Origin of the sequence: Kribbella sp. HUAS MG21, from assembly GCF_040254265.1 — a bacterium.
In the GTDB taxonomy this organism is placed as follows: domain Bacteria; phylum Actinomycetota; class Actinomycetes; order Propionibacteriales; family Kribbellaceae; genus Kribbella.
In genome coordinates, this window is sequence record NZ_CP158165.1 from 4,013,498 (window position 1) to 4,035,130 (window position 21,633).

A 21,633-nucleotide genomic window follows, 5' to 3' on the forward strand; every position below is an offset into this window, starting at 1 on the left:
CGGTGCCCGGGACGGGATTCGAACCCGTATGCCTTTCGGCCGCGAGGTTTAAGCTCGCTGCGTCTGCCGTTCCGCCACCCGGGCCGGAGGCTCGGGGTCGAGAGTACTCGTTACTGGTACACCTTCCGCGGGTACACGGCGTGGGCGCCGGCCACCCGGTCCAGGAACAGCTTGCCGTTGCAGTGGTCGATCTCGTGTTGCAGCGCCCGCGCCTCGAAGGCGTCGGTGCCGATCGTGACCTGCTCCGTGGTCCCCGGGAGTACGCCGGTGACGGTCAGCCGGGTCGCGCGCTTCACGTCGCCGGTGAAGTCCGGCACCGACATGCACCCTTCGCGCGCCTTCTCGTTCCGCGATGCCTCGACGACGACCGCGTTGCACAGCACGAAGACGCCGTGGCAGGTCCGCGTCTTCGGATGACCGGTGACGTCCAGCGAGAACATCTGCGCCGCGACCCCCACCTGCGGCGCCGCGAGCCCCACACATCCGGGGGAGACCCGCATCGTCGCGACCAGGTCGGCGGCGAGCTGGATCATCTCCGGATCGAGCGGGTCGACGGTCGCGCCCTCGGTCGCCAGCACCGGATGTGGGGCCCGGACGACCTCCAGCACCGCGCCCTTGACGTCCAGCAGGTCGGGGGACCAGTCAGCGATCACAGCTCGTCACTCTCGGCCGGGCGCAGCGTGACGCCCACCCCGAGCTCCTCGGCGGTGACCTCGAGGGCCCGGTCGAGCGTCTCCAGGTCCGCCGTCGGCGGCAGCTCGACCTCGGCGGTCAGCACGTACAGCCCGCCGCTCAGCCGGGTCGTCAGGTCGGTGATCGTGCCGCCCACGGACGCGATCATCCGGGTCACCGCCGCCACGATCCCGGGCCGGTCCGCGCCGTGCACGCTGAGCATGTACGGCGCCCCGATCGGCGCGTGCTCGTGCTCGGGACCCACCTCCCGCACCGTGATCACCAGCTCGCCGCGCAGCGGCTCGAGCGCCTCCTGCACCTCGTCGAAGGGCCCGGCGCAGACGATCATCATCGCGAAGTGGCCGCGCAGCAGCGTCATGGTCGAGTCCTCGAGGTTCACCCCGGTCCCGGCCAGGGCCTCCGTGACGTCGGCGATGATCCCCGGGCGGTCCGGGCCGATGACGGTGACTGCGAGCTGGCTCATGCCCGGCAACCTACCGGTGACCTAAGTACCGTCCCGCACCGACTTCGGTATCCGGACAGCCGCGCACGCCACGGAGCGGGCCGGGCCGCGGTTACATTCGAGACATGACCGAGCCGGTACGCCGTCGTACTGCCCGTGACTGGGTGGTGGACAGCCTCGTCTTCGGGTGCGCGGTCCTGCTCGGGCTCTACACCTACGACGAGGGCGAGCGCGACCCGGTCAGCCGGGTGCTGCTCAACCTCGACCTGCTGTCCGGCATGGTGCTGTGCGCGTCGCTCTGGTTCCGCCGGCGCTGGCCGGTCCAGCTCGCGCTGCTCGCGTCGGTGTTCTCGGTCTACTCCGACGCCAGCAGCGGCGCGACGCTCGTGCTGATCATGACGGTTGCCATCCACCGGCCGTGGCGGATCTCGGCGCTGATCTTCGCCGCGAACGCCATCAGCCTGGTCGTGTACCTGCAGGTGCGGCAGAAGCCCGACGCCGAGGCGCTGATGGTCGCCGCCGTCGCCGTGTACGTCGCGGTGGCCGGCTGGGGGTTCTACATCCGCTCCCGCCGGCAGCTCCTGCAGACGCTGCGGGACCGCGCCGACCGCGCCGAGACGGTGGCGACACTGCAGGCTGAACAGGCGCAGCTCCGCGCCCGTGAGGAGATCGCCCGCGAGATGCATGACGTCCTCGGGCACCGGCTGTCGCTGCTCAGTGTGCACGCCGGTGCGCTGGCGTACCGTCCGGACGCGTCCACCGCCGAGGTCGCCGGCGCCGCGGAGATCATCCGCGCGAGCGCCCACCAGGCGCTGCAGGATCTCCGGGAGGTCATCGGCGTACTGCGGGCGCCCGTCGGCGAGCTGCCGCAGCCCGCGTTCGCCGACCTGCCCGCGCTGGTGGAGGGTTCGCGCGCGGCCGGCATCCCGGTGGAGCTGACCCTCGACGCCCCCGGCGCGTTGCCCGAGCACGTCGGGCGTACCGCGTACCGGATCGTCCAGGAGGGCCTGACGAACGCGGTCAAGCACGCGCCGGGCGAACCGGTCACGATCAGCGTGACCGGTGCCCCGGGCAACGGATTGTCCGTGGAACTCCGCAACCCGGCGCCCAGCCGCCGCCGCGGCGTCGGTCAAGGACTGAAGGGCCTCAGCGAACGCGCCGCCCTCGTCGACGGCCGGCTCGAACACGGCCGCACCCCCGACGGGCAGTTCCGCCTCCACGCCTGGCTACCGTGGCCCGCATGACGATTCGCGTGTTGATCGTGGACGACGATCCATTGCTGCGAGCCGGGCTGAAGTTGATGCTCGGCGGGGCGCAGGACATCCGGGTCGTCGGCGAGGCGGGCGACGGGTCCGGCGTCCAGAGCCTGATCGACAAGCTCGCGCCGGACGTGATCCTGATGGACATCCGGATGCCCGGCACCGACGGGCTGACCGCGACCGAGGCGGTACGCCGTCGTCCAGGCGCTCCCGAGATCGTCATCCTCACCACGTTCGACGCCGACGAGCACGTCCTGCGCGCGCTCCGGGCCGGTGCCGCGGGTTTCGTCCTCAAGGACACCCCGCCCGCCGAGATCGTCGAGTCCGTACGCCGGGTCGCCGCCGGGCAGCCGGTGCTGTCGCCGGCCGTCACCAAACGGCTCATCACCCGCGTCGCCGACTCCGGCCATGACGACCGCAAGACGAAGGCCCTCGGCCGCCTCGCGGACCTCAACGACCGGGAGCGCGAGATCGCCGTCGCCGTCGGCCAGGGCAAGTCGAACGCCGAGATCAGCGCGAGCCTCTACCTCAGCGTCCCGACCGTGAAGACCCACGTCTCCCGGATCCTCACCAAGCTGGACCTCAACAACCGCGTCCAGATCGCGCTCCTGGTCCACGACGCCGGAATGCTCCACGACTAGCGCGGCTCGAAGACCACGACCTGGGTCGGCCTCGACCGTCGCGCCGCCCAGGCGTCGAGATGCTTGTCGATCTCCTGCCAGCGCGCCCACAACCGCTCCCGCTCGGCACCCTCGGCCGCGCGGCCGCGCACCGACCGCGTCCCGTCGGCGACCACGACCTCGGCCTCGGGATGCGCCTGCAGGTTCAGCCACCAGGCCGGTTCCGGGTCCTCCCAGCCGTTCATCGCCATCGTCACCAGGTTCGGCCCGTCCTCGAAGTACCCGAGGATCACACTCCGCGGCTGCCCGGACCGGCGCCCGGGCACCGTCAGCCGCAGCGTGCCGTAGTGCTCGCGGTCCCGCGGCAACGACAACCCGAGCCGCCCGCCGCTCGCCGAGTAGATCCCCCGATGAATCCGCCACGCCGCGAACTTCACCCACCGCGGCGGCAACCACGCCGAACTCGCCATAGCCCCTCCAGATCGCCTGTCGTACGACTATCGCGGATGCAGGCCCGACCACAAGGTCCCGACGTCGCCACTCGCGACCTGCGCCCGCAGCCGCGCGACGTACCGCTGCTCGGCCTCCGCCAGCGCGAGCTCGTACTCGTACTCGATCTTGTGCACCCACTCCACGTCCGGGCTGGGCCGCACCCGCTCCCGCAACTCCGCGATCCGCCGCTCCAGTGCCTCCAGCCGATCGCCCAGCAGGACGGCGACGTCGTCCGGTGGCAGTACGACGATCAACGCCAGCGCGGCCTCGAACCGCGGATACTCCTTCGCGGGTACGGCGACCAGCTCGCGCATCTGCCGCGTGAGCTCCTCCTGCCCGGACGGCGTCAGCGCGTACACCGTCCGCTCGGGCAGCTGACCCGCGCGGCTCGTCTCCTGCGGCTCGATGTAGCCGTCCCGCAGCAGCTGCTTCACCACCATGTACAGCGACGCGTGCCGGTACTTGATGCTCTCCTGCTTGTTGCGTGCCTTCAGCAACCGGCCGAGCTCGTACGGGTGCATCGGCCGCTCCTGCAGGAAGGCGAGCACGACCAGGCCGAGCGGATTGCTGACCCCACCGGCCATGCGCACCCTCCCTCAGACGTCCAGCACGATGCGCCGTCCCTTCGCCCGCGAGACGCACGGGTACATCACGTCGGTCCGGTCGCGCTCATGATTCTGCAGTACGTCGTCCCGGTGCTCGGGCACCCCACCGAGAACGCGGACCTCGCAGCTCCCGCAGATCCCGTCCTCGCAGGCCGCGTCGAGGGTCGGGTCGACCTCGTGGATCGCGTCCAGCAGGCTCCGCTCGGATGGCACCTGGACGACGACGCCGCTGCGCTGCAGCACCGCCTCGAACGGCTCGGCGGCCGCGGATCGCTCTGTCGGGACGAAACGTTCCGTGTACAGCGTCAGGTGCTCCGGCATCGCCTCCTCCACCGCCTTCATCAGCGACTCCGGTCCGCAGCAGTAGACCGCAGTACCAGGGGCGACCTCACGCAGCAGCCCGGCCAGGTCCGGTCGTGGTGTCTCGTCCGCGGGCAGCAGCGTCACGCGTTCGTCCTGGGTAAGCTCGGTCGCGTAGGCCATTGAGGCCCGCGACCGGCCGCGGTACACCAGCCGCCAGTTGTCGCGCGCGTCGAGCATCGGCAGGAACGGCGTGATTCCGATGCCCCCGGCAACGAACAGGTACGACGGCGCGTCGACGAGCGGGAACTTGTTCCGGGGCCCGCGCATCCCGATCCGGGTCCCCGGCGTCAACCGGTGGAGCTCCGCGGACCCGCCGCGGCCGTCGGGCTCGCGCAGGACCGTGACGACGTACCCGCCGTCGCGCTCGCCGGCGATCGAGTACTGCCGGACCAGACCTGAGGGCAGCACGAGGTCGACGTGCGCGCCGGGCTCCCACGGCGGCAGCTGGCCGTTGACCGGGCGCAGGGTCAGCTCGACCGTGTCCTTCGCGACCTGGGCGACGTGCGTGACCTTGACGTTCCGCCGGTCACCGGAGCGGCGTCCCCATCGTGTCTTGCCGCCGGGTTTGTAGAGCGACAGCAGCATGGCCGCGACCAGGCTCAGCAGTGGCAGGCCGAATCCCGCGACGACGACGGCACCGCCGGCCTGGAGTTCCGCCGTACTGCCGCCGCTCGCGGCCAGTGCCTCCGCCTGCTCGATCACCGCGCCGACCGAGTCCTCGACGTACGCGAACGCCGAGAGCAGGATCGCGAACGAGATCACCAGCTTGGCGGCGACCCAGCGGTACCGGATCAGGCCCCAGCGGGTGGTCAGCCCGAGCGCGAGCCCGGTGAGTGTGGTGGCGAAGTTGGCCCACGGCAGCAGCGTGATGTCGAACTGCGACACCAGCCCGTAGACGACGACCGCGGTGTCCAGGTCGTCGGTCGTCAGCCCGATCACGGACAGCGTGACGACCGCGCAGGTGATCCCGACCCAGGCCGCGGCGCTGATCGCGTGGGCCGCGACGAGTGCCCGGTGCGGACCGCGGCGCAACTGACCCGCGATCGACGCCAGCACTGGTACGGCGATCCAGCAGCAGAACATCACCAGGATGTCGCCGACCAGGAAGCCGAGCGCGACCGTCAGCAGCACCTGCAGCCAGCCGAGGCCGAGCAGGACCCGCCGGGGCGTGCCGGGCAGCAGTGAGAGCAGCAGGCCCAGCGTGAAGACGATGAGCGCGAGCAGCATCAGCAGCGGCTCGCGCCATTCCGGTACGCGCAGCGGGAAGAGCGGCGGGAGCAGCGAGAACACGACGGCCAGCGCCGCGTAGGTGAACAGGGCAATCCGAGCTTTGGCCATGACGGGCCACCTCCGAGTAGTCAGCATCGACTAGTCGATAGTGACTACTCAGGTGAGCGGCCGGCATCAGGTCTTGTCCCCACTCGTCCCTGAAACGGGCTAAGAAGAAGGCCGGGCCCCCGGCGAGTTGGGGGCCCGGCCGATCAGGCGCTGGACCTAGGACTGGGTCGCGCGGCGGAACTCCTCGTTCGGAGTCTGCAGGCTGCCGAGGCTGGTCACCTCGCGGCGGAAGAACAGGGCCAGCGTCCAGTCGAGGATGACCCGCGCCTTCCGGTTGAGGGTGGGTACCCGGGACACGTGGTACGTCCGGTGCAGGAACCAGGCCAGCCAGCCCTTCACCTTCACGCCGTACAGCTGGGCGACGCCCTTGTGCAGGCCGAGGCTCGCGACCGAGCCGACGTACTTGTGCTTGTAGTCCTGCGGCGGCTGCCCGTCGACGACCCGGAGGATGTTCGCGGCCAGCCGGTTCGCCTGCCGGACCGCGTGCTGCGCGTTCGGGGCGCAGTACGCACCGGTCTCGCTGGTCAGGTCCGGTACGGCGGCGTTGTCACCGGCGGTCCAGGCGTCGTCGACGCCCTCGATCCGCAGGTTCGGCAGCGTCTTGATCCGGCCCTTCTCGTCGAGCGGGAAGTCGGTCGCGGCGAGCGCCGGGTTCGCCTTCACGCCGGCGGTCCAGACGATCGTGTCGGCGTCGAACTCCTCGCCGTCGCTGAGGATCACGTGGCCCTTCTCGCAGGACTCCAGCCGGGTCTCCAGGCGGATGTCCATGTTCCGCTTGCGAAGCTGGTCCACCGTGTACTTGCCGAGATCGGTGCCGACCTCGGGGAGGATCCGGTTGGTCGCCTCGACGAGCACCCAGCGCATGTCCTCGGGCTTGATGTTGTCGTAGTAGCGGGTGGCGTAGCGGGCCATGTCCTCGAGCTCCGCGAACGCCTCCACGCCGGCGTACCCGCCGCCGACGAAGACGAAGGTCAGCGCGGACTTGCGCAGCGCCGGGTCGGGCTGCGACGACGCGACGTCGAGCCGGTCCAGGACCTTGTTGCGCAGCGCGATGGCCTCTTCGACGTTCTTGAACCCGGTGGCCTCCTCGGCCAGGCCCGGGATCGGCAGCGTGCGGGCGATCGAGCCGAGCGCGACGACGACCTGGTCGTAGGCGAGCTCGTACTCCGGGCCCTCTTCCGGCAGCACCTTGGCGACCTTGTGGGCGTGGTCGATACCGGTCACCCGGCCGGTCACCACCCGGCAGCCCTTGAGGGTCTTGCGCAGCGGCACCACGACGTGCCGCGGCTCCACCGATCCGGCCGCGGCCTCGGGCAGGAACGGCTGGTAGGTCATCACCGAACGCGGGTCGACCACGGTCACCCGGATCCGGCCCTTGCGGGCGGCACGGCGCAGGCCGTACGCCGTGTACATCCCGACGTAACCGCCTCCGACGACGAGGATGTGCGGCACCTGGGCTGTCATGCGGTTCACTCTCCCTGAGTGGATCTCCGACTTCATGTCCACTTCAACGCTAAGGGCTCGTGAAAGATTTCACAAACCCTCCCGGGAGTGATCTCACCCATCGAACATCCCCCGTCCGGGGGGAGCTTGCGGGGGTCGCGGCTACTGCGCCGGCAGGCGGTAGACGGAGACGTGCGACGGGGAGTCGGCGGTGAATGGCGAGCCGCTCCAGTCGGCGTGGCGGGACTCGAGCGTGAAGCCGGCCAGTTGGGCCATCAGGTCGAGTTCGGCGGGCCAGATGTAGCGGTGCGGCGTACGGTCGAGGCGTGCCGCGGTGCCCTCGCCGAAGTGGAAGTGGTGCGAGACCACGAGTTGGCGGAGTACGTCGTACGTGTCCAGGAGGATGTAGCCGGGATCGTTGACGCCGACAGTCGCGGGCGTGCCGGGCGGGAGGCGGCGGAGCTCGGGGACCCAGAGCTCGATCACGAACCGGCCGCCGGGGGAGAGGTGCCGGGCGGCGTTCCGGAAGCAGGCGACCTGTTCTTCCTGGGTGAGCAGGTTCGAGATCGTGTTGAACACGAGGTAGACGAGCGCGAACTCGCCCGGCGCCCGCGCGGTCGCCATGTCGCCGGCGACGACCGGGATCTGCTCCTCGCCGACCTTGGTGCGCAACTGCTCCAGCATCGCCGTCGACAACTCGATGCCACTCACCGGCACACCACGCTCGGCCAACGGCACCGCGACCCGCCCGGTCCCGATCGCGAACTCGAGCGCCCGCCCACCACTGGCCAACTCCACCAGCCGCTCCACGGTCGGCCCAAGCACTTCGGCCGCGAATGCCCCGACTCCGGGTGTGTCATACCGCCCGGCCACATCAGCATTCCAGATCCGGTTCTGCTCGACGTCCTTGGACCATTGCAGGACGTCCTCGGCGCCGTCCTCGCCGATCTTCACGAAGCCGAGCCGGTCGTACAGGCGGCGTGCGTCCGGGTTGTCCCGTTCAACCTGCAGTTGCAGCGGTACGCCGGTTCGCGCGGCCTCGGACCTCAGCTCGGTGATGATCGCCGTACCGATGCCGCGATCCTGGACGTCGGGGTGCAGTTGGATGCCGTTCAGTTCGACCGCGTCCGGCGTACGGCTGACGCGGAGTCGCCCGGCGCGGCGACCGCCGACTTCGACGACGTACAGCTCGGTCGTCGGGTCGTCGATCGACTCGCGGCTCCAGTCCTCGAACCCGGACCGCCACGCGGCTTCGTCGAAGTCCGCGGCCGGGCGCCCCCGCGCCCTGGTCGCGGCGAGTGTGACGTCGGCCAGGAACCCGACGTCGGCGGCAGTGGCCGGTCGAACGCTGTACATGCGTCTCAAGCTAAGCGGACGGATCGCGATCGACCACCGGGTTTAACAGGTCCGCGCCGAACTGACCGCCGTACTCCGCATCGAAGGCGCCAAGTTCGTTGCCGCCAGCAATCAGCCGCACGCGCCGCGGCTCAACCCCGACGGCTCCGTGACACGCGGCTCCCACGTCCTCAAGGTCGAACGCGACGGCCTCCCCACCAACGCCGAGATCGACCTCCCCGTCCAGCACGCCGGCCGGCCCCACGGCCACTTCCTCCTCACCGCCGCCACCCACATCGCCCGCCCCGACCTCGAACAACGCCTGGTAGCCGTAGCCCTCGCCGACCAGGTGGGCGCCGCCCTCTCCTCCCAGAACCCCACCCAGAGCCACCGCTGACCGGAATTCATCGGAAGCCGATTGAGTTTTGCAACCTGTCGTTTTCGTGGGGTTTCGGTTGGGGAACATCGGAGGGATTCTCAGATGTTGTTAAGGGTGGGACCGTAGTATCTCGATACGGCCCCGGATGTGGGTCAACAGGAGGAAGAGATGCAGAGCAGTAACCCGGTGCTGAACCGGTCGAGTGCGTTCGCGCCTGGCCAGGGCCAGGCCTATCCGGGGGCCGCTCCGTACGGTCAGCCGGGCCCCTACGGCTACGGCGGATCGGGTATGCCGCCGCAGCAGTACCAGGGCGCTCCGGCCGCGAGCCGCCCCATGACGCTGGACGACGTGATCGTGAAGACCGCGATCACCCTCGGGGTGGTCGTGGCCACCGCCGCGCTGGCGTGGTGGCGGATTCCGGACACGCTGGTCACACCCGCGTTCCTGGCCGGTGCGCTGGTCGGGTTCGCGCTCGCCATGGTGCTGTCGTTCTCCCGCAAGGTGAACCCGGTCCTGGTGATGCTGTACGCCGCCGCCGAGGGTGTGTTCCTCGGGATCGGCAGCAAGTTCATCGCCAACTGGGTCGGTGACCCCGGCATCATCGTGCAGGCCATCCTGGCCACGATGGTGACGGCCGGCCTGACGCTGGCGACGTACAAGTACTTCGCGATCAAGGTGACGCCGAAGTTCACCAAGATGGTCGTCATCGGCACGATGGGCTTCGCCGGCGTGCTGCTGATCAACCTGCTGCTGAGCCTGTTCGGCGTCAACACCGGGATCAGCGGCTTCGGCCCGATGGGCCTGCTGTTCGCCGCCCTCGGTGCCGGCCTCGCGGTGTTCAACCTGATCCTCGACTTCGACATGGTCGAGCAGGGCGTCAAGCACGGCGCCCCGCAGAACGAGGCCTGGCGCGCAGCCTTCGGCCTGACCGTCACCCTGGTCTGGCTGTACTGGAACATCCTGCGCATCCTCGCCATCCTCCGCGGCAGCGACTGACAACCAGAGCACCACGACCAACAGAAGGGCCGGCCCAGGTGGACCGGCCCTTCTGTCGTTCTCGCTACTTCGACCAGACCTCGACCCGGGCGCCCCACTGCTCCGGGGTCCACCAGTTGTCGGTGTACTCCTGCACATAGATCGCGTTCAGGCCGTACGTCTTCTCGCTGACGTCGAACGCCTTCAGATGGTTCGCCCCGCACTTCCCGTCGGTGTTGTTGGTGATGTACTTCGCCTTGTCGTTGCCGATCAACGGGTAGTCGAAGACGATCTTCAGTGCGGCGTTGCGGTTGTCGCACTTGTCGTCGCGCACCCACCCGTTCACCCGTGCCTTCTCGCCGTACGGCACCGTGACGTCACCCCAGGCCGACGCGCCGTCGATGCCGTACGTCTCGAAGTGTGTCTGCCCGCCGACCTTGGCGGGCGCCGGTGCGCCGCTGGCGGTGAGCACCCCAGCGGCCAGGAAACCTACCAAGCAGACCAGCCCCACGCCGATCCGCCACTGCCGAGAGGATGTCATGACGGCAGGCTAATGACTACACCGTGTCAGCACAATATTACTTTTCGTGCAGTTCTGTTCCGGACGTTGATCGTCCGGATGTGGCTCTAGCCTGGACGGATGACAGCTATTTGGTACGACGCTCCCTCGCATGCTGCAGGTGCTGCGCTCGTGGCTCGGCTGGGTGGGGTGGCTGCTGAGCTGCGGCAGCTTGGTGTACGCGTGCGGGCGCCGCAGGAGCAGGCGACCCACGCGGCGCGGGAGCTCGGGTTGGTGGCGAATCCGGCTGGACTGCAGCGCCTCGGTGTGGTGGTCGAGACGATGAATCCGCCGGCGGTGCGGGCGTTCTGGGAGACCGTGCTCGGGTATGAGCAGACCGCGGACGGCCTCGCGGATCCGCTCCAGCGGGATCCAGCGTTTTCCGTACGGCGTCTCGCCGAGCCGCGGCCGTTGCGCAACCGGATCCACGTCGACGTCGTCCGCCCGGAGGCGGCTGTACTCCGCGCGCGGGAGACGACGGGCCGGGAACCGACCGGTCCGTTCGGCGTGATGTTGCCCGACGACGAGGGGAACGAGGTCGACCTGGTGCCGGGCGGAACGCTGCCCGGGACGACCGATTGGCAGACCCTCTTCGGGGCGATGACCTTCTACCGGACCACCACGCCTGAGGAAGCGAGCCGGTTCGTCACCACGGTCGCCGAACTGGCCGACAACGCGGAGGTGCCGCTGATGCTGGACGTCCGGCCGGAGGGTGTCGTGGTGGACAGCGGCAAGGACCGGTGGGAGGACGGAGACAGCGCGGACCCGAAGTTCGTCGCGCTGGCCCAGCAGATCGAGACCGCGGCGAAAGACCTCGGACTACGCGCCGACCCGGCGCCCCTGCGCTTCGTGCAGTTCGGCATCGACGCGATCGACATACCGGCCGTGCGGGCATTCTGGGCCGCGCTGCTGGGCTACGTGGAGGACGAGCGGCCGTACCTCTCGGACCTCTACGATCCGCGCCGGCTGAACCCGGTGCTGTTCTTCCAGCAGCTGGACGAACCTCGCGAGCAGCGCAACCGGATCCGCTTCGAGCTCGCCGTCCCGGATCGGGCGCGGAAACTCGAGACGGCGCTGGCGGCGGGCGGCCGGGTCCGGTCCGAAAACCCTTACCTGCTGGCCGATCCGGAGGGAAACGAAGTACTGCTCACAACGTGAAAGACCCGCCCCTCCACCTGAAGGGGCAGGTCTTTCCGATTGTCTCCTTTGCGGCTCAGCCCATTCGCCGGTGCGCTTTGACCAGGTCGTACTCGTGGACGATGGCCGTGGCGTGCCCGTGCGCGAGCGTGTACTCGCTGGAGAGCCATCGCACTCTGTCGTCGAAGCGCAGGAACGACGGTCCGTCGTTCATCAGCTGGAACCACTCGGTCATTGGGCGTCCGGTACATCTGGGCACGGCCTCCACCAAACGCCGATGCGTCTCCTCGGAGTGGTTCAAGCCCATCTTCGCCTCCCGTCATCGGGGTACCGCGTAGTTATCGACTGTGCACCAACCGGACGCCCGGAGGCAAGACTCCCGACAGGAAAGTCGCCGCTCAGCGGACGCGCAAACCCTGCGGCTATTGGCCGACCGGCACGCTTTCCGGATTTTCCGGAACGTTCTCGCCGGCGTTTTCCTCGACCCGGTCGACCTCTGCGCGCGGATGCCGGCGGCGGTGCCGGAGGGCCGCCCAGCGGCCGCGCGGACCGCGGGAACGGCCGCCGACCTCGGTCGCCGCGACCTCCGTGCCGGCCTGTCGCGCGGCCTGCGCGGCGGCCTCCGCGATCGGCAGGATCGCCTCGCCGCGGAACGGCTCCGGGTGCACGAACGACTCCGCCCCGAGGCGCATCGCGGCCGCCACCGACGGCAGCAGCGCGGCCGACGCGGCGGCGTACCCGGTCGCCGACGGGTGGAAGTTGTCCCGGCCCCACATCGACGGGTTGGTCCGGAACACCTCGCCGAGCAGCGAGCCGAGTGACACGGAGCGGCCGCCTGCTTCGACGACGGCGATCGTCTGCGCGGCGGCCAGCCGGTGGCTCCAGGACCGGGCGACCCACCGCAGCGGCGGCACGATCGGCCGGACCACCCCGAGGTCGGGGCAGGTGCCCACCACCACCTCGCAGTTCGCGGCGCGCAACCGGCGAACGGCGGCGGACAGCAGCCGCACGGACGTCGACGGCGGCATCTTGGCCTTCACGTCGTTCGCCCCGATCAGGATCACCGCGACATGCGGCCCGGCCAGCAGCGCGGTGTCCACCTGCGCCGCGAGGTCGGTCGACTTCGCGCCGGTCTTGGACACGTCGACCAGCCGGACCGGCCGTTCGGCGATGTCGGCCAGCCCCGAGGCCAGCAGCACCCCCGGCGTCTCGTCGGGCGAGTCGGTGCCGTACCCCGCGGCACTCGAGTCGCCGAGCATGGCGAACGTGATCGGATGTCCCGGATACCGGCCGTACAGACCGTTGCCCGGAGTCGGGTAGTAGCGCATCGGTCCGATCACGCGCTTCGCGTACTCGGCCTCAGCGGTCAGTACGCCGTACAACGTGGCACCGATGAGTCCGAGTCCCCCGCCCCCGAAGGCTGCGGCCTGGGCCAGCTTCTTGGCTGCCCTGGCTCTACTCATGCCTCCAAGGATTACACGCAGTTACGGCGACGCAAGTGAAAATAGGGCAAAGCGTCCCGTATCACTACAGTAAAGATGTGCGCTACGCAGACTCTCTCCTGGACCTGGTCGGCAACACCCCGCTCGTGAAGCTGGGGAGGACCACCGACGGGGCCAGACCCCTGGTGCTCGCCAAGGTCGAGTACTTCAACCCGGGCGGCTCGGTGAAGGACCGGATCGCGGTCCGGATGGTCGAGGCCGCCGAGGCCTCCGGCGAACTGAAGCCCGGCGGCACGATCGTCGAGCCGACCTCCGGCAACACCGGCGTCGGCCTGGCGATGGTGGCCCAGCAGAAGGGCTACAAGTGCGTCTTCGTCTGCCCGGACAAGGTCAGCGAGGACAAGCGCAACGTGCTCAAGGCGTACGGCGCCGAGGTGGTTGTCTGCCCGACCGCGGTCGCGCCGGAGCACCCGGACTCGTACTACAACGTCTCCGACCGCCTGGTCCGCGAGATCCCGGGCGCCTGGAAGCCGAACCAGTACGCGAACCAGAACAACCCGCGCTCGCACTACGAGACCACCGGTCCCGAGCTGTGGGAGCAGACTGAGGGGAAGATCACGCACTTCGTCGCGGGCGTCGGCACCGGCGGCACGATCAGCGGCACCGGCAAGTACCTCAAGGAGGTCTCGAACGGGAAGGTGCAGATCATCGGCGCCGACCCGGAAGGCTCGGTGTACTCCGGCGGCACCGGCCGGCCGTACCTGGTCGAGGGCGTCGGCGAGGACTTCTGGCCGGAGACGTACGACCGCGAGATCTGCGACCGCGTCATCGAGGTGTCGGACGCGGACTCGTTCGCGTTCACCCGGCGGCTGGCCCGCGAGGAGGCCATGCTGGTCGGCGGCTCGGCCGGGATGGCGGCTGCGGCCGCGGTCCGGCTGGCGCACGAGCTCGACGACCCCGAAGCCGTCATCGTGGTGCTGCTGCCGGACGGCGGCCGCGGCTACCTGACCAAGGTGTTCAACGACGACTGGCTGGCGCAGTACGGCTTCCTCGCGCACGCCCGGCAGGGCGCGACGCTCGGTGACATCCTGGCCGGCAAGGACGGCAGCCTGCCGCCACTGGTGCACACCCACCCGCACGAGACGGTCGCCGAGGCGATCGCGATCCTCCGGGAGTACGGCGTCTCGCAGATGCCGGTCGTGCGTGCGGAGCCGCCGGTGATGGCGGCCGAGGTGGCCGGCGCGGTGTCGGAGCGGACGCTGATGGACGCGTTGTACTCCGGCAAGGCGCGACTGGCCGACATGGTCGAGCAGCACATGGACCCGGCGCTGCCGTCCCTGGGCGCCGGCGAACCGGTCACCAAGGCGGTCGAGCTGCTCGAGGGTAGGGACGCCCTGATGGTGCTTGACGACGGCAAGCCGGTGGGCGTGCTGACCCGGCAGGACCTGCTGGTCCACCTGTCCGTCGACTGAGTCAGCGGTCTACGACTGAAGGGATGATGGCGATCAGCGCCGTGATCACGATCCCGATCACGATGGCTGCCGCTCCGGCGATCTGAAGAATTTCCATGACTCCAGAGTGCTCCGGCGGCACCCGGGAAACATCGGCCTCCGGATCGGTCTTTCCTTCATCCCAAGGTCGTACGCCGGATCACCCGGACTCCTACTAGAGGAGTCCGGGTCATCACCTAGTGGACGACCGCGAAGTCTGCTGGATCGAGGCGCCGGGTTCGGCGCCAGTAGGCGAAGGTCCACTCCGGCCAGATGGTCGAGTTGCGGCCGGAGCCGTCCAGGTACCAGCTGGTGCAGCCCGACTGCCATACGGTGTTCCCGAGGTCGCGCTGGACGCCGTCGACGAACTGTTCCTGCGCCTCCTCGCGGACCTCGACGTACGTTGCGTTGCGGCGCCGGAGCAGGTGCAGCGCCTGCATGACGTAGCGAACCTGGGCCTCGATCATGAACACCATCGACGAATGGCCGAGCAGCGTGTTGGGGCCGACCAGCAGGAACAGGTTCGGGTAGCCGGCGACCGTGATGCCGAGGTGCGCACCGATGCCGTTGCGCTTCCAGTGGTCGGCGAGGTCGACGCCGTCCTTGCCGAGGATCGGCATCCGGGTCAGGTTCGCGGAGACGTCGAACCCGGTGCCGAGCACGATCGTGTCGCAGGCTCGTTCGGTGCCGTCGGCGGTGACCACGCCGGTGCGGGTGACGCGTGTGACCGGGTCGGTGACGAGGTCGACGTTCGGCCGGGTGAGGGCCGGGTAGTAGTCGTTCGAGATCAGGATCCGCTTGCAGCCGATCTGGTACCGCGGTGTCAGCTTGGCCCGCAGCTCCGGATCGGTGACCTGCTTGTGCAGATGGCGTTTCGCCTGGAGTTCCAGGCCTTTCATCAGCTTCGGGTTCCCGGCGAACCCGGCGCCGCGGCCTTCGAGGCCCCAGTAGATGGCGTTGCGGATCGTCCGCTGCCCCGCCGGGAAGCGCTCGTGCAGCTTGCGTTCCCAGCGGCCGATCGCGCGGTCCGGCTTCGGGGTGATCCACGGCGGCGTGCGTTGGTACACGTCCAGCCGGGCGACGTCCGGCGCGATCCGCGGTACGAACTGGATCGCCGAGGCGCCGGTGCCGATCACCGCGACGTTGCGCCCGCGGAGGTCCGCCGAGTGATCCCACTGCGCCGAGTGGAACGTCGTACCCGCGAAGGAGTCGAGGCCCGGCAGGTCCGGGTACTTCGGCTGGTGCAGGCTGCCGACGCCGGCGACCAGGGACTGGGTCTCGATCGTCTCGTCGCCGTTGACCGTGACGGTCCAGTGGCCGGTGGCCTCGTCGAAGGCGGCCTCGGTGACCTCGGCGCCGTACCGGATCCTGTCCGCGATCCCGTACTTGTCCGCGCAGTGCCGCAGGTAGTCGAGGATCTCGTCCCAGGGCGCGAACATCCGCGTCCAGCGCGGGTTCTGCTCGAACGAGAACGAGTAGAGGTACGACGGGATGTCGCAGGCGCAGCCCGGATACGTGTTGTCCCGCCAGGTGCCGCCGAGGTCGTCCGCCTTCTCGAGGATCACGAAGTCCTCGCAACCGGCCTGCCGCAGCTTGATCCCCATGCACAGGCCGGCGAACCCGGACCCGATGATCACGACCTCGGTCATACCGGCAGAGGTTACCGGCGGGTCACCGCAGCCGGTAGAGGGTCTCGCCGGCGTTCGGCACCACGAAGGTGTCCGGGTCGTCCTCGTACGCCGCCAGGTCGACGGCGGCCGGATCGAGGTATTCGAGGTTGGCCTGCCGTACGACGTCCTCCGGGATGCCGGTCGCCAGCGTGACCTTGACGCGGAGGTGCTCGCCGCTGGCGGGGTCCCAGGTGCCGGCGCCGCGCAGGTGCGTGGAGTGCGCGAGGACGCCCCAGTGCAGGTCGCGGAACTTGTCCCACTGGCCGAGGAAGTAGTCGCGGCAGTGGTACCCGATCTCCTCGATCTCCGGGTGCATCGCCGCCAGCTGGGTGACGTGCGGCGCGTACAGGATCACCTCGCCGCCGTCCGCGACGATCGGCTCGACCTTGTAGAACCCCTTCGCCGCGGTCCAGATGTCGGCGTACTTCGGCGGCATCACCGAGACCACCCGCCGGACCGGGTGCTCCAGGTAGCGAACGTGGGTCTGCGCGGAGATCTCGGCGGCCGCGCGCCACGAGGAGACCGTGTCGCCGAACGCGACGGCGTGCAGGGCCTCGGTCCCGGACTTCGCGACGACCGACAGCGCGAGCTTCTCGGCCGGGATCAGCGCGGCGGCCTCGTCGATCAGTGCGCGGACCGGCGTGATGCCCGGCGTACCGATGATGTTCGCGCTGGTGATCAGGGCGCCGAGCCAGTGCGAGAGGTCGATGACCTCCTGGCCGGCGACGCCCGGGAAGAAGTACTTGTTGCCGCCGGAGAATCCGACCACCTCGTGCGGGAACACCGGGCCGACGACCAGCGCCACGTCGTGCTCGACGACGGCGCGGTTGAGCTTGACCGGGACCTCGTCGCGGAGCATCTCGTCCGAGATCTCGCCGACCCGGTCGGAGCTGATCGTGCCCAGCTCGGCGAAGGTCTCGGGCTTCCACCATTCGTGGTTGAGCACGTTCGGGTAGTCACCGCCGAGATGCGCGCGGAGCTCGTCGCGGCTCATCTTCGCATGGGTGCCGAGGGCAACCAAGATCGTGACCTGGCTGTCCCGCAGCGCGTCCGTGACCGCCCTCAGCAGCAGCGGGAGCGGGCAGCTGCGGGTCGCGTCCGGCACGATCACGCACACACTCCGCCCGGCCAGCCCTGCCCCGCCCAGGGCTTCCGCGACGAACGCCGTCACCTCGTCCTCGCTCAGAACCTGCCCCGCACCACCGATCACCGCCGTATCAGTCACAGCTCGACCCTACCTACCGCCAGACGCTCAGGGCAGTGGTCGCGACCGCCATGAGATCGTCCCGGCTCGCTCCGTCGCGCGCCTGCTGGGACATCCCCTGGATCGTCGCCGCGAAGAACGTGGCGAGCGCCGGCGCGTCGGTGTCGTCCGGCAGGAGTCCGGCGTCGACGTCCGCCTGGATGCGGTCCCGCAGTACGTCGCGGTTGGCCCGGCGGATCGCGCGGAGCCGGTCGGCCACCTCCGCGGAGGCGGGGACCGTGTTCTGGGCGGCGCTGATGATCAGGCAGCCCCGAGCGTGCTCGGGGGACGTGTACTCCGCCGCGGCCTCGCGGAGGATCCGCTCGATCGCCGCGCGGGCCGTCGGTTCCTCGGCGAGCGCGCGGGCGGTGAAGGCGCCGTGCGTGTCCTGGTACCGCCGGACAACCTCGTCGAAGAGCGTCCGCTTGTCGCCGAACGCGGCGTACAGGCTCGGCGCGCCGATGCCGAGCGCAATGGTCAGCTCGGTCACCGACGTCGCGTCGTACCCGTGCTCCCAGAAGGTCAGCAGCGCCTGCTCGAGCGCGGCCTCACGATCGAACGAGCGCGGGCGCCCGCGCCGGGTCTCGGTCATGCCGACATTCTATAACGATCACTAGAGAATATGTTACGGTCCTTTCTGTAGTGATCGTTAGGGAAAGGATTGTGGGATGCGGACAGCGTTGGTGACCGGTGGCAGTCGCGGGATCGGGCGGGCGATCGCGCTCCGGCTGGCGCGGGACGGCGTGCGGGTCGGGGTGCACTACGGGCGCGACGACGAGGCGGCCCGGCGCACGCTCGGGGAGCTCGAGCAGGCCGGCGGGCAGGGGTTCCTGGTGAAGGCGGATCTCGAGGAGCCGGTGGACGCGGTCTGGAAGGAGTTCGACCGGTACGCCGACGGGCTGGACGTGCTGGTCAACAACGCGGGCATCGGCCGGCACATGCCGCTCGCCGACGTGACGCCGGAGTGGTTCGACCGGCTGTTCGCGGTGAACGCGAAAGCGCCGTTCTTCCTGGTCCAGCAGGCGCTCCCGCGGCTGCGCGACGGCGGCCGGATCGTCAACATCGGGTCCGGCGTGACCCGGATCGCGTTCCCGGAGGACACGGCGTACTCGATGACCAAGGGGGCGCTGGACACGTTGACCCTCGCGCTGGCCAAGGAGCTCGGGCCGCGCGGGATCACCGTGAACACCGTTGCCCCGGGCATCGTCGAGACCGAGATGAACGGCTGGCTGACGGATCCCGCGGCCGCGCGGGCGGCCGCGGCGTACTCCGTGTTCGACCGGGTCGGGCAGCCGGAGGAGGTTGCGGACGTGGTCGCGTTCGTCGCGTCCGGCGACGCGCGCTGGGTCACCGGGCAGACGCTCGACGCGACCGGCGGCTCCCAGCTGTGAAGGGCCGGGAACCCTTGGTGGACAGCGGAACGGCGTCATGACGACGTAAGCGGCGCGCCGTTGACCGGCGCCGGGCGGCGGTGGACGATCGATTGATCACCTGGGGGAGTGAGCGAGGGGGAAGAACATGTCCGAGACGATCGCGCACGCACGCCCGCAGGGTTTCGGGGGAGTGGTGCTGCAGGACGGCGACCCGGCGTACGACGAGGCCCGGATCGTCTTCAACGGGATGATCGACAAGCGCCCGGCGCTGATCGCGCAGTGCGAGTCGGCCGCGGACGTCCAGGCCGCGTTGCGGTACGGCGTCGACCGGGAGCTGGAGATCGCGGTCCGGGGCGGCGGGCACGGGGTCGCCGGGACCGGGGTCACCGAGGGCGGCCTGGTCGTCGACCTGCGCCGGATGAACAGCGTCCAGATCGATCCCGACGCCCGGATCGCGCGCGTCGGCGGCGGCGCGACCTGGGGCGACGTGGACCGGGCCTGCCAGCCGTACCAGCTGGCGACGACCGGCGGGCGGGTGTCGACGACGGGTGTTGCCGGCCTGACGCTCGGCGGCGGGTCGGGCTGGCTGGAGCGGAAGTTCGGGCTCGCCTGCGACGCGCTGCTCTCGGTGGAGCTGGTCACCGCGGACGGTCGGCTGCTGATCGCCGACGAGACCCGGAACACCGAGCTGTTCTGGGCGTTGCACGGCGGCGGCGGGAACTTCGGGATCGCGACCTCGCTGACGTTCCGCCTGCAGCAGTTGCCTGCGACAACGTTGGCCTTGCTGCTGTGGCCGGCATCGGCTGGTCCCGACGTACTGCGGGCGTACCGCGACCTGATCGAGTCCGGGGCGCCGGAGGAACTCGGCGGCGGCGTGATCTACCTGACCGGGCCGCCGGAGGAGTTCGTGCCCGCGCACCTGCACGGGCAACTGCTCGTCGGTGCGGCGGCCGTGTACGCGGGCGGTGAGGCGGAGCTGCGCGAGGTGTTCGCGCCGCTGTTCGCGCTGCGCCCCGAGGGTGAGCTGGTCGCCGAGCTGCCGTACGCCGACATCCAGTCGGCGCTCGACGATCCGCCCGGGTTCCGCAACTACTGGTCCGCGGAGCACCTCGCGGCGTTCCCGGATCCCGCGCTCGAGGCGTTCGTCAACCGGTCGGCGGACATGATCTCGCCGTCACCGTCGCAGCAGGCGATCCTGCCCTGGGGCGGCGCCGTCGAACGCGCCGCGGACACCTGGCCGCAGCCGCATCGCCGGGCGGCGTGGGTGGTGCACCCGTTCGGCCTGTGGTCCGATCCGGCCGACGACGCGCGCGGGATCAGGTGGGCGCGGGACGTGTGCTCGGACCTGCAGGAATGGGCGACCGGGTACGTGTACCTGAACTTCATCGGGAACGAGGGGCAGAACCGGGTGATCGCGGGCTTCGGCCAGGAGAACTACGAGCGGCTGGCGCGGGTGAAGTGCCAGTACGACCCAGAAAACGTGTTCCACCTCAACCAGAACATCGAACCCGGCTGGCCCTGCTGACCCAGGACCACTGCACCGCGACGATCGCGGCGTACGCGATCGCTCCGAGGGGGACCGCCCAGAACATGGACCGCACAGCCGTATGGAGCAGGACGGTCGCCGCTGCTGCGACGAGGAGTGTCGCGAGGCCGGCGACCGTCCCGCGACGGCGCGAGTCGCGGGCGGTGCCCGGGAGCGGGCCCATGTGCTGGTCCAGCAGGGTGCCGAACGCGCTCAGGCCGACGAGCGCGGACACGGCGAACAGGATCACGCCGGGCACGCCGCCGAACACGATCGCGAGCAGCCCGGCGAACCCGAGCAGCGCGAGCGCGACACCCATGTCCAGCGCCCCGAACATCAGGTGCGACCGCCGGCGGTGCCCGAGGTCGATCCCGTCGGCGGTCCGGAGCGGGCCGGTGTCGCCGCGGAGTCGCCGTACGGTCAGGACGAGGCCGGTGACCAGCACGATCAGCAGCAGTACGCCGATCACGGAGAGGACCACGGAGCGGGCCGGCGACAGGTAGGGGCGGACCTGGTCGCCGTACACGCAGCTCGCCGACGGCGGGAACCAGCTGGTGCGGATCGCCGAGACGTCCCGGTCGGAACCGGGGAACTTGCGGGCGCAGCTCTCGTCGGGCTCGAACCAGCTCGGCATCGACAACCCGACGACTGTCGCCCACACGAACCCGCCGAGCAGCCCGAACCCCAGCAGTGATCCCGCCCGCCGCCGCACCCACTCCACGCGCCCTACCCTCTCATCCGTGGATTCCTACCTCGCCGAACTCCGTCGCCTCGTCGGCTCCAGGCTGCTGCTGTTGCCGGGCGCGCAGGTGCTGGCGGTGGACGCGGACGATCGCATCCTGTTCCAGCGGAGCCGGGACTCCGGGCTGTGGGAGCTCCCGGCGGGCGGCGCGGAGCCGGGGGACAGCTTCCGGCGTACGGCGGCTCGCGAGTTCTTCGAGGAGACCGGTTTGGTCGTCGCGGAGGAGGAGCTGGTGCCGTTCGCCAGTCTTTCGCTGGCCGACGTGCACACGTTGACGTATCCGAACGGAGATGTCGTGCAGTGCTTCGCGCTGTGCTTCGAGGCTCGGCGCTGGAGTGGGACCTTGCGTCCGGGTGCGGACGAAGTACTGGAGGCCGGGTTCTTCGCTTTGCCGCCCGGTCCCTTGCATCCGCCGACCGAGGTGGTGCTGGGGCTGTACCGCGCTTATCGGGAGACCGGGATGTTCCAGGCGCGTTGACCTCGTCCCGCGGGGCCGGTAACGTGCCCC

Annotated in this window: 23 protein-coding genes and 1 tRNA gene; 8 read left to right on the plus strand and 16 right to left on the minus strand. The window is 69.9% G+C overall.

What is annotated here, in order from left to right:
* Positions 1-3: 3 nt before the first annotated feature.
* The 3 genes from ABN611_RS19775 to ABN611_RS19785 form a co-directional block, all read right to left on the minus strand.
* A tRNA-Leu gene (locus tag ABN611_RS19775) sits at positions 4-84 on the minus strand.
* A gap of 26 nt (positions 85-110) precedes the next feature.
* Positions 111-653 (minus strand): peptide deformylase, encoded by a 543-nt coding sequence (gene def / locus ABN611_RS19780; protein WP_350281371.1) that lies wholly within the window; start codon positions 651-653, stop codon positions 111-113.
* Positions 650-1,156, minus strand: a complete 507-nt coding sequence (locus ABN611_RS19785) for an ACT domain-containing protein (RefSeq protein WP_350281372.1) — start codon at positions 1,154-1,156, stop codon at positions 650-652. Before ABN611_RS19785 ends, def begins: the two co-directional genes overlap by 4 nt.
* A 104-nt stretch (positions 1,157-1,260) precedes the next feature.
* Between ABN611_RS19785 and ABN611_RS19790 the strand changes: the two genes are divergently transcribed.
* Positions 1,261-2,379 (plus strand): histidine kinase, encoded by a 1,119-nt coding sequence (locus ABN611_RS19790; protein WP_350281373.1) that lies wholly within the window; start codon positions 1,261-1,263, stop codon positions 2,377-2,379.
* A complete protein-coding gene (locus ABN611_RS19795; RefSeq protein ID WP_350281374.1) occupies positions 2,376-3,035 on the plus strand; it encodes a response regulator transcription factor in 660 nt (219 codons plus the stop codon). The genes ABN611_RS19790 and ABN611_RS19795 overlap by 4 nt, the downstream gene beginning before the upstream one ends.
* Here the strand turns inward: ABN611_RS19795 and ABN611_RS19800 are convergent.
* From ABN611_RS19800 to ABN611_RS19825, 6 genes are all read right to left on the minus strand, one after another.
* The gene (locus ABN611_RS19800; RefSeq protein ID WP_350281375.1) at positions 3,032-3,484 is read right to left on the minus strand and encodes a nitroreductase/quinone reductase family protein; all 453 of its coding nucleotides are present in this window, start codon (positions 3,482-3,484) and stop codon (positions 3,032-3,034) included. The genes ABN611_RS19795 and ABN611_RS19800 overlap by 4 nt on opposite strands.
* A gap of 27 nt (positions 3,485-3,511) precedes the next feature.
* Entirely contained in the window at positions 3,512-4,090 is a 579-nt protein-coding gene (locus tag ABN611_RS19805; protein WP_350281376.1) for a PadR family transcriptional regulator, read from the minus strand.
* A gap of 12 nt (positions 4,091-4,102) precedes the next feature.
* Positions 4,103-5,812: a PDR/VanB family oxidoreductase gene (locus ABN611_RS19810; protein WP_350281377.1), complete on the minus strand. Its 1,710-nt coding sequence runs from the start codon at positions 5,810-5,812 to the stop codon at positions 4,103-4,105.
* Positions 5,813-5,968: 156 nt separating this feature from the next.
* Positions 5,969-7,276 carry an NAD(P)/FAD-dependent oxidoreductase gene (locus ABN611_RS19815; protein ID WP_350281378.1) on the minus strand — a complete coding sequence of 436 codons (1,308 nt, stop codon included), beginning with the start codon at positions 7,274-7,276 and terminating at the stop codon, positions 5,969-5,971.
* A 141-nt stretch (positions 7,277-7,417) separates the two neighbouring features.
* Positions 7,418-8,611: a bifunctional GNAT family N-acetyltransferase/class I SAM-dependent methyltransferase gene (locus ABN611_RS19820; protein ID WP_350281379.1), complete on the minus strand. Its 1,194-nt coding sequence runs from the start codon at positions 8,609-8,611 to the stop codon at positions 7,418-7,420.
* A gap of 10 nt (positions 8,612-8,621) precedes the next feature.
* Complete coding sequence (locus ABN611_RS19825) at positions 8,622-9,056, minus strand: hypothetical protein (RefSeq protein WP_350281380.1); 435 nt, start codon at positions 9,054-9,056, stop codon at positions 8,622-8,624.
* 81 nt (positions 9,057-9,137) lie between these two features.
* Between ABN611_RS19825 and ABN611_RS19830 the strand changes: the two genes are divergently transcribed.
* Entirely contained in the window at positions 9,138-9,965 is an 828-nt protein-coding gene (locus ABN611_RS19830) for a Bax inhibitor-1/YccA family protein (protein WP_350281381.1), read from the plus strand.
* Positions 9,966-10,029: 64 nt separating this feature from the next.
* On the opposite strand, the gene ABN611_RS19835 is transcribed toward ABN611_RS19830, so the two are convergent.
* The gene (locus tag ABN611_RS19835; protein ID WP_350281382.1) at positions 10,030-10,485 is read right to left on the minus strand and encodes a hypothetical protein; all 456 of its coding nucleotides are present in this window, start codon (positions 10,483-10,485) and stop codon (positions 10,030-10,032) included.
* 99 nt (positions 10,486-10,584) lie between these two features.
* Between ABN611_RS19835 and ABN611_RS19840 the strand changes: the two genes are divergently transcribed.
* Complete coding sequence (locus tag ABN611_RS19840; RefSeq protein ID WP_350281383.1) at positions 10,585-11,661, plus strand: VOC family protein; 1,077 nt, start codon at positions 10,585-10,587, stop codon at positions 11,659-11,661.
* Positions 11,662-11,716: 55 nt separating this feature from the next.
* Here the strand turns inward: ABN611_RS19840 and ABN611_RS19845 are convergent, their stop codons facing one another.
* Together ABN611_RS19845 and ABN611_RS19850 are read right to left on the minus strand one after the other, a co-directional pair.
* A complete protein-coding gene (locus ABN611_RS19845; protein WP_350281384.1) occupies positions 11,717-11,875 on the minus strand; it encodes a DUF4287 domain-containing protein in 159 nt (52 codons plus the stop codon).
* Between the two features lie 187 nt (positions 11,876-12,062).
* On the minus strand, positions 12,063-13,103 hold the full coding sequence (locus tag ABN611_RS19850; RefSeq protein WP_350281385.1) for an SGNH/GDSL hydrolase family protein: 1,041 nt from the start codon (positions 13,101-13,103) through the stop codon (positions 12,063-12,065).
* Between the two features lie 77 nt (positions 13,104-13,180).
* Between ABN611_RS19850 and ABN611_RS19855 the strand changes: the two genes are divergently transcribed.
* Positions 13,181-14,554, plus strand: a complete 1,374-nt coding sequence (locus tag ABN611_RS19855) for a cystathionine beta-synthase (RefSeq protein WP_350281386.1) — start codon at positions 13,181-13,183, stop codon at positions 14,552-14,554.
* A gap of 215 nt (positions 14,555-14,769) precedes the next feature.
* On the opposite strand, the gene ABN611_RS19860 is transcribed toward ABN611_RS19855, so the two are convergent.
* The 3 genes from ABN611_RS19860 to ABN611_RS19870 are packed head-to-tail and all read right to left on the minus strand — an operon-like array spanning position 14,770 to position 18,077.
* Entirely contained in the window at positions 14,770-16,221 is a 1,452-nt protein-coding gene (locus tag ABN611_RS19860) for an NAD(P)/FAD-dependent oxidoreductase (RefSeq protein ID WP_350281387.1), read from the minus strand.
* A 22-nt stretch (positions 16,222-16,243) separates the two neighbouring features.
* A complete protein-coding gene (locus tag ABN611_RS19865; protein WP_350281388.1) occupies positions 16,244-17,467 on the minus strand; it encodes a lactate racemase domain-containing protein in 1,224 nt (407 codons plus the stop codon).
* A 13-nt stretch (positions 17,468-17,480) separates the two neighbouring features.
* Entirely contained in the window at positions 17,481-18,077 is a 597-nt protein-coding gene (locus tag ABN611_RS19870) for a TetR/AcrR family transcriptional regulator (protein ID WP_350281389.1), read from the minus strand.
* Positions 18,078-18,153: 76 nt separating this feature from the next.
* Here ABN611_RS19870 and ABN611_RS19875 point away from each other — a divergent pair, with 76 nt between their 5' ends.
* Both ABN611_RS19875 and ABN611_RS19880 read left to right on the plus strand, forming a co-directional pair.
* A complete protein-coding gene (locus ABN611_RS19875) occupies positions 18,154-18,876 on the plus strand; it encodes an SDR family oxidoreductase (protein WP_350281390.1) in 723 nt (240 codons plus the stop codon).
* A 127-nt stretch (positions 18,877-19,003) separates the two neighbouring features.
* Positions 19,004-20,383, plus strand: coding sequence for an FAD-binding oxidoreductase (locus ABN611_RS19880; protein WP_350281391.1), 1,380 nt, complete (start codon positions 19,004-19,006; stop codon positions 20,381-20,383).
* Here the strand turns inward: ABN611_RS19880 and ABN611_RS19885 are convergent.
* The gene (locus tag ABN611_RS19885) at positions 20,349-21,104 is read right to left on the minus strand and encodes a hypothetical protein (RefSeq protein WP_350281392.1); all 756 of its coding nucleotides are present in this window, start codon (positions 21,102-21,104) and stop codon (positions 20,349-20,351) included. The two genes, ABN611_RS19880 and ABN611_RS19885, sit on opposite strands and share 35 nt — an antisense overlap.
* A 19-nt stretch (positions 21,105-21,123) precedes the next feature.
* Here ABN611_RS19885 and ABN611_RS19890 point away from each other — a divergent pair, with 19 nt between their 5' ends.
* Positions 21,124-21,603, plus strand: a complete 480-nt coding sequence (locus ABN611_RS19890) for an NUDIX domain-containing protein (protein WP_350281393.1) — start codon at positions 21,124-21,126, stop codon at positions 21,601-21,603.
* The last annotated feature ends 30 nt before the right edge of the window (positions 21,604-21,633 follow it).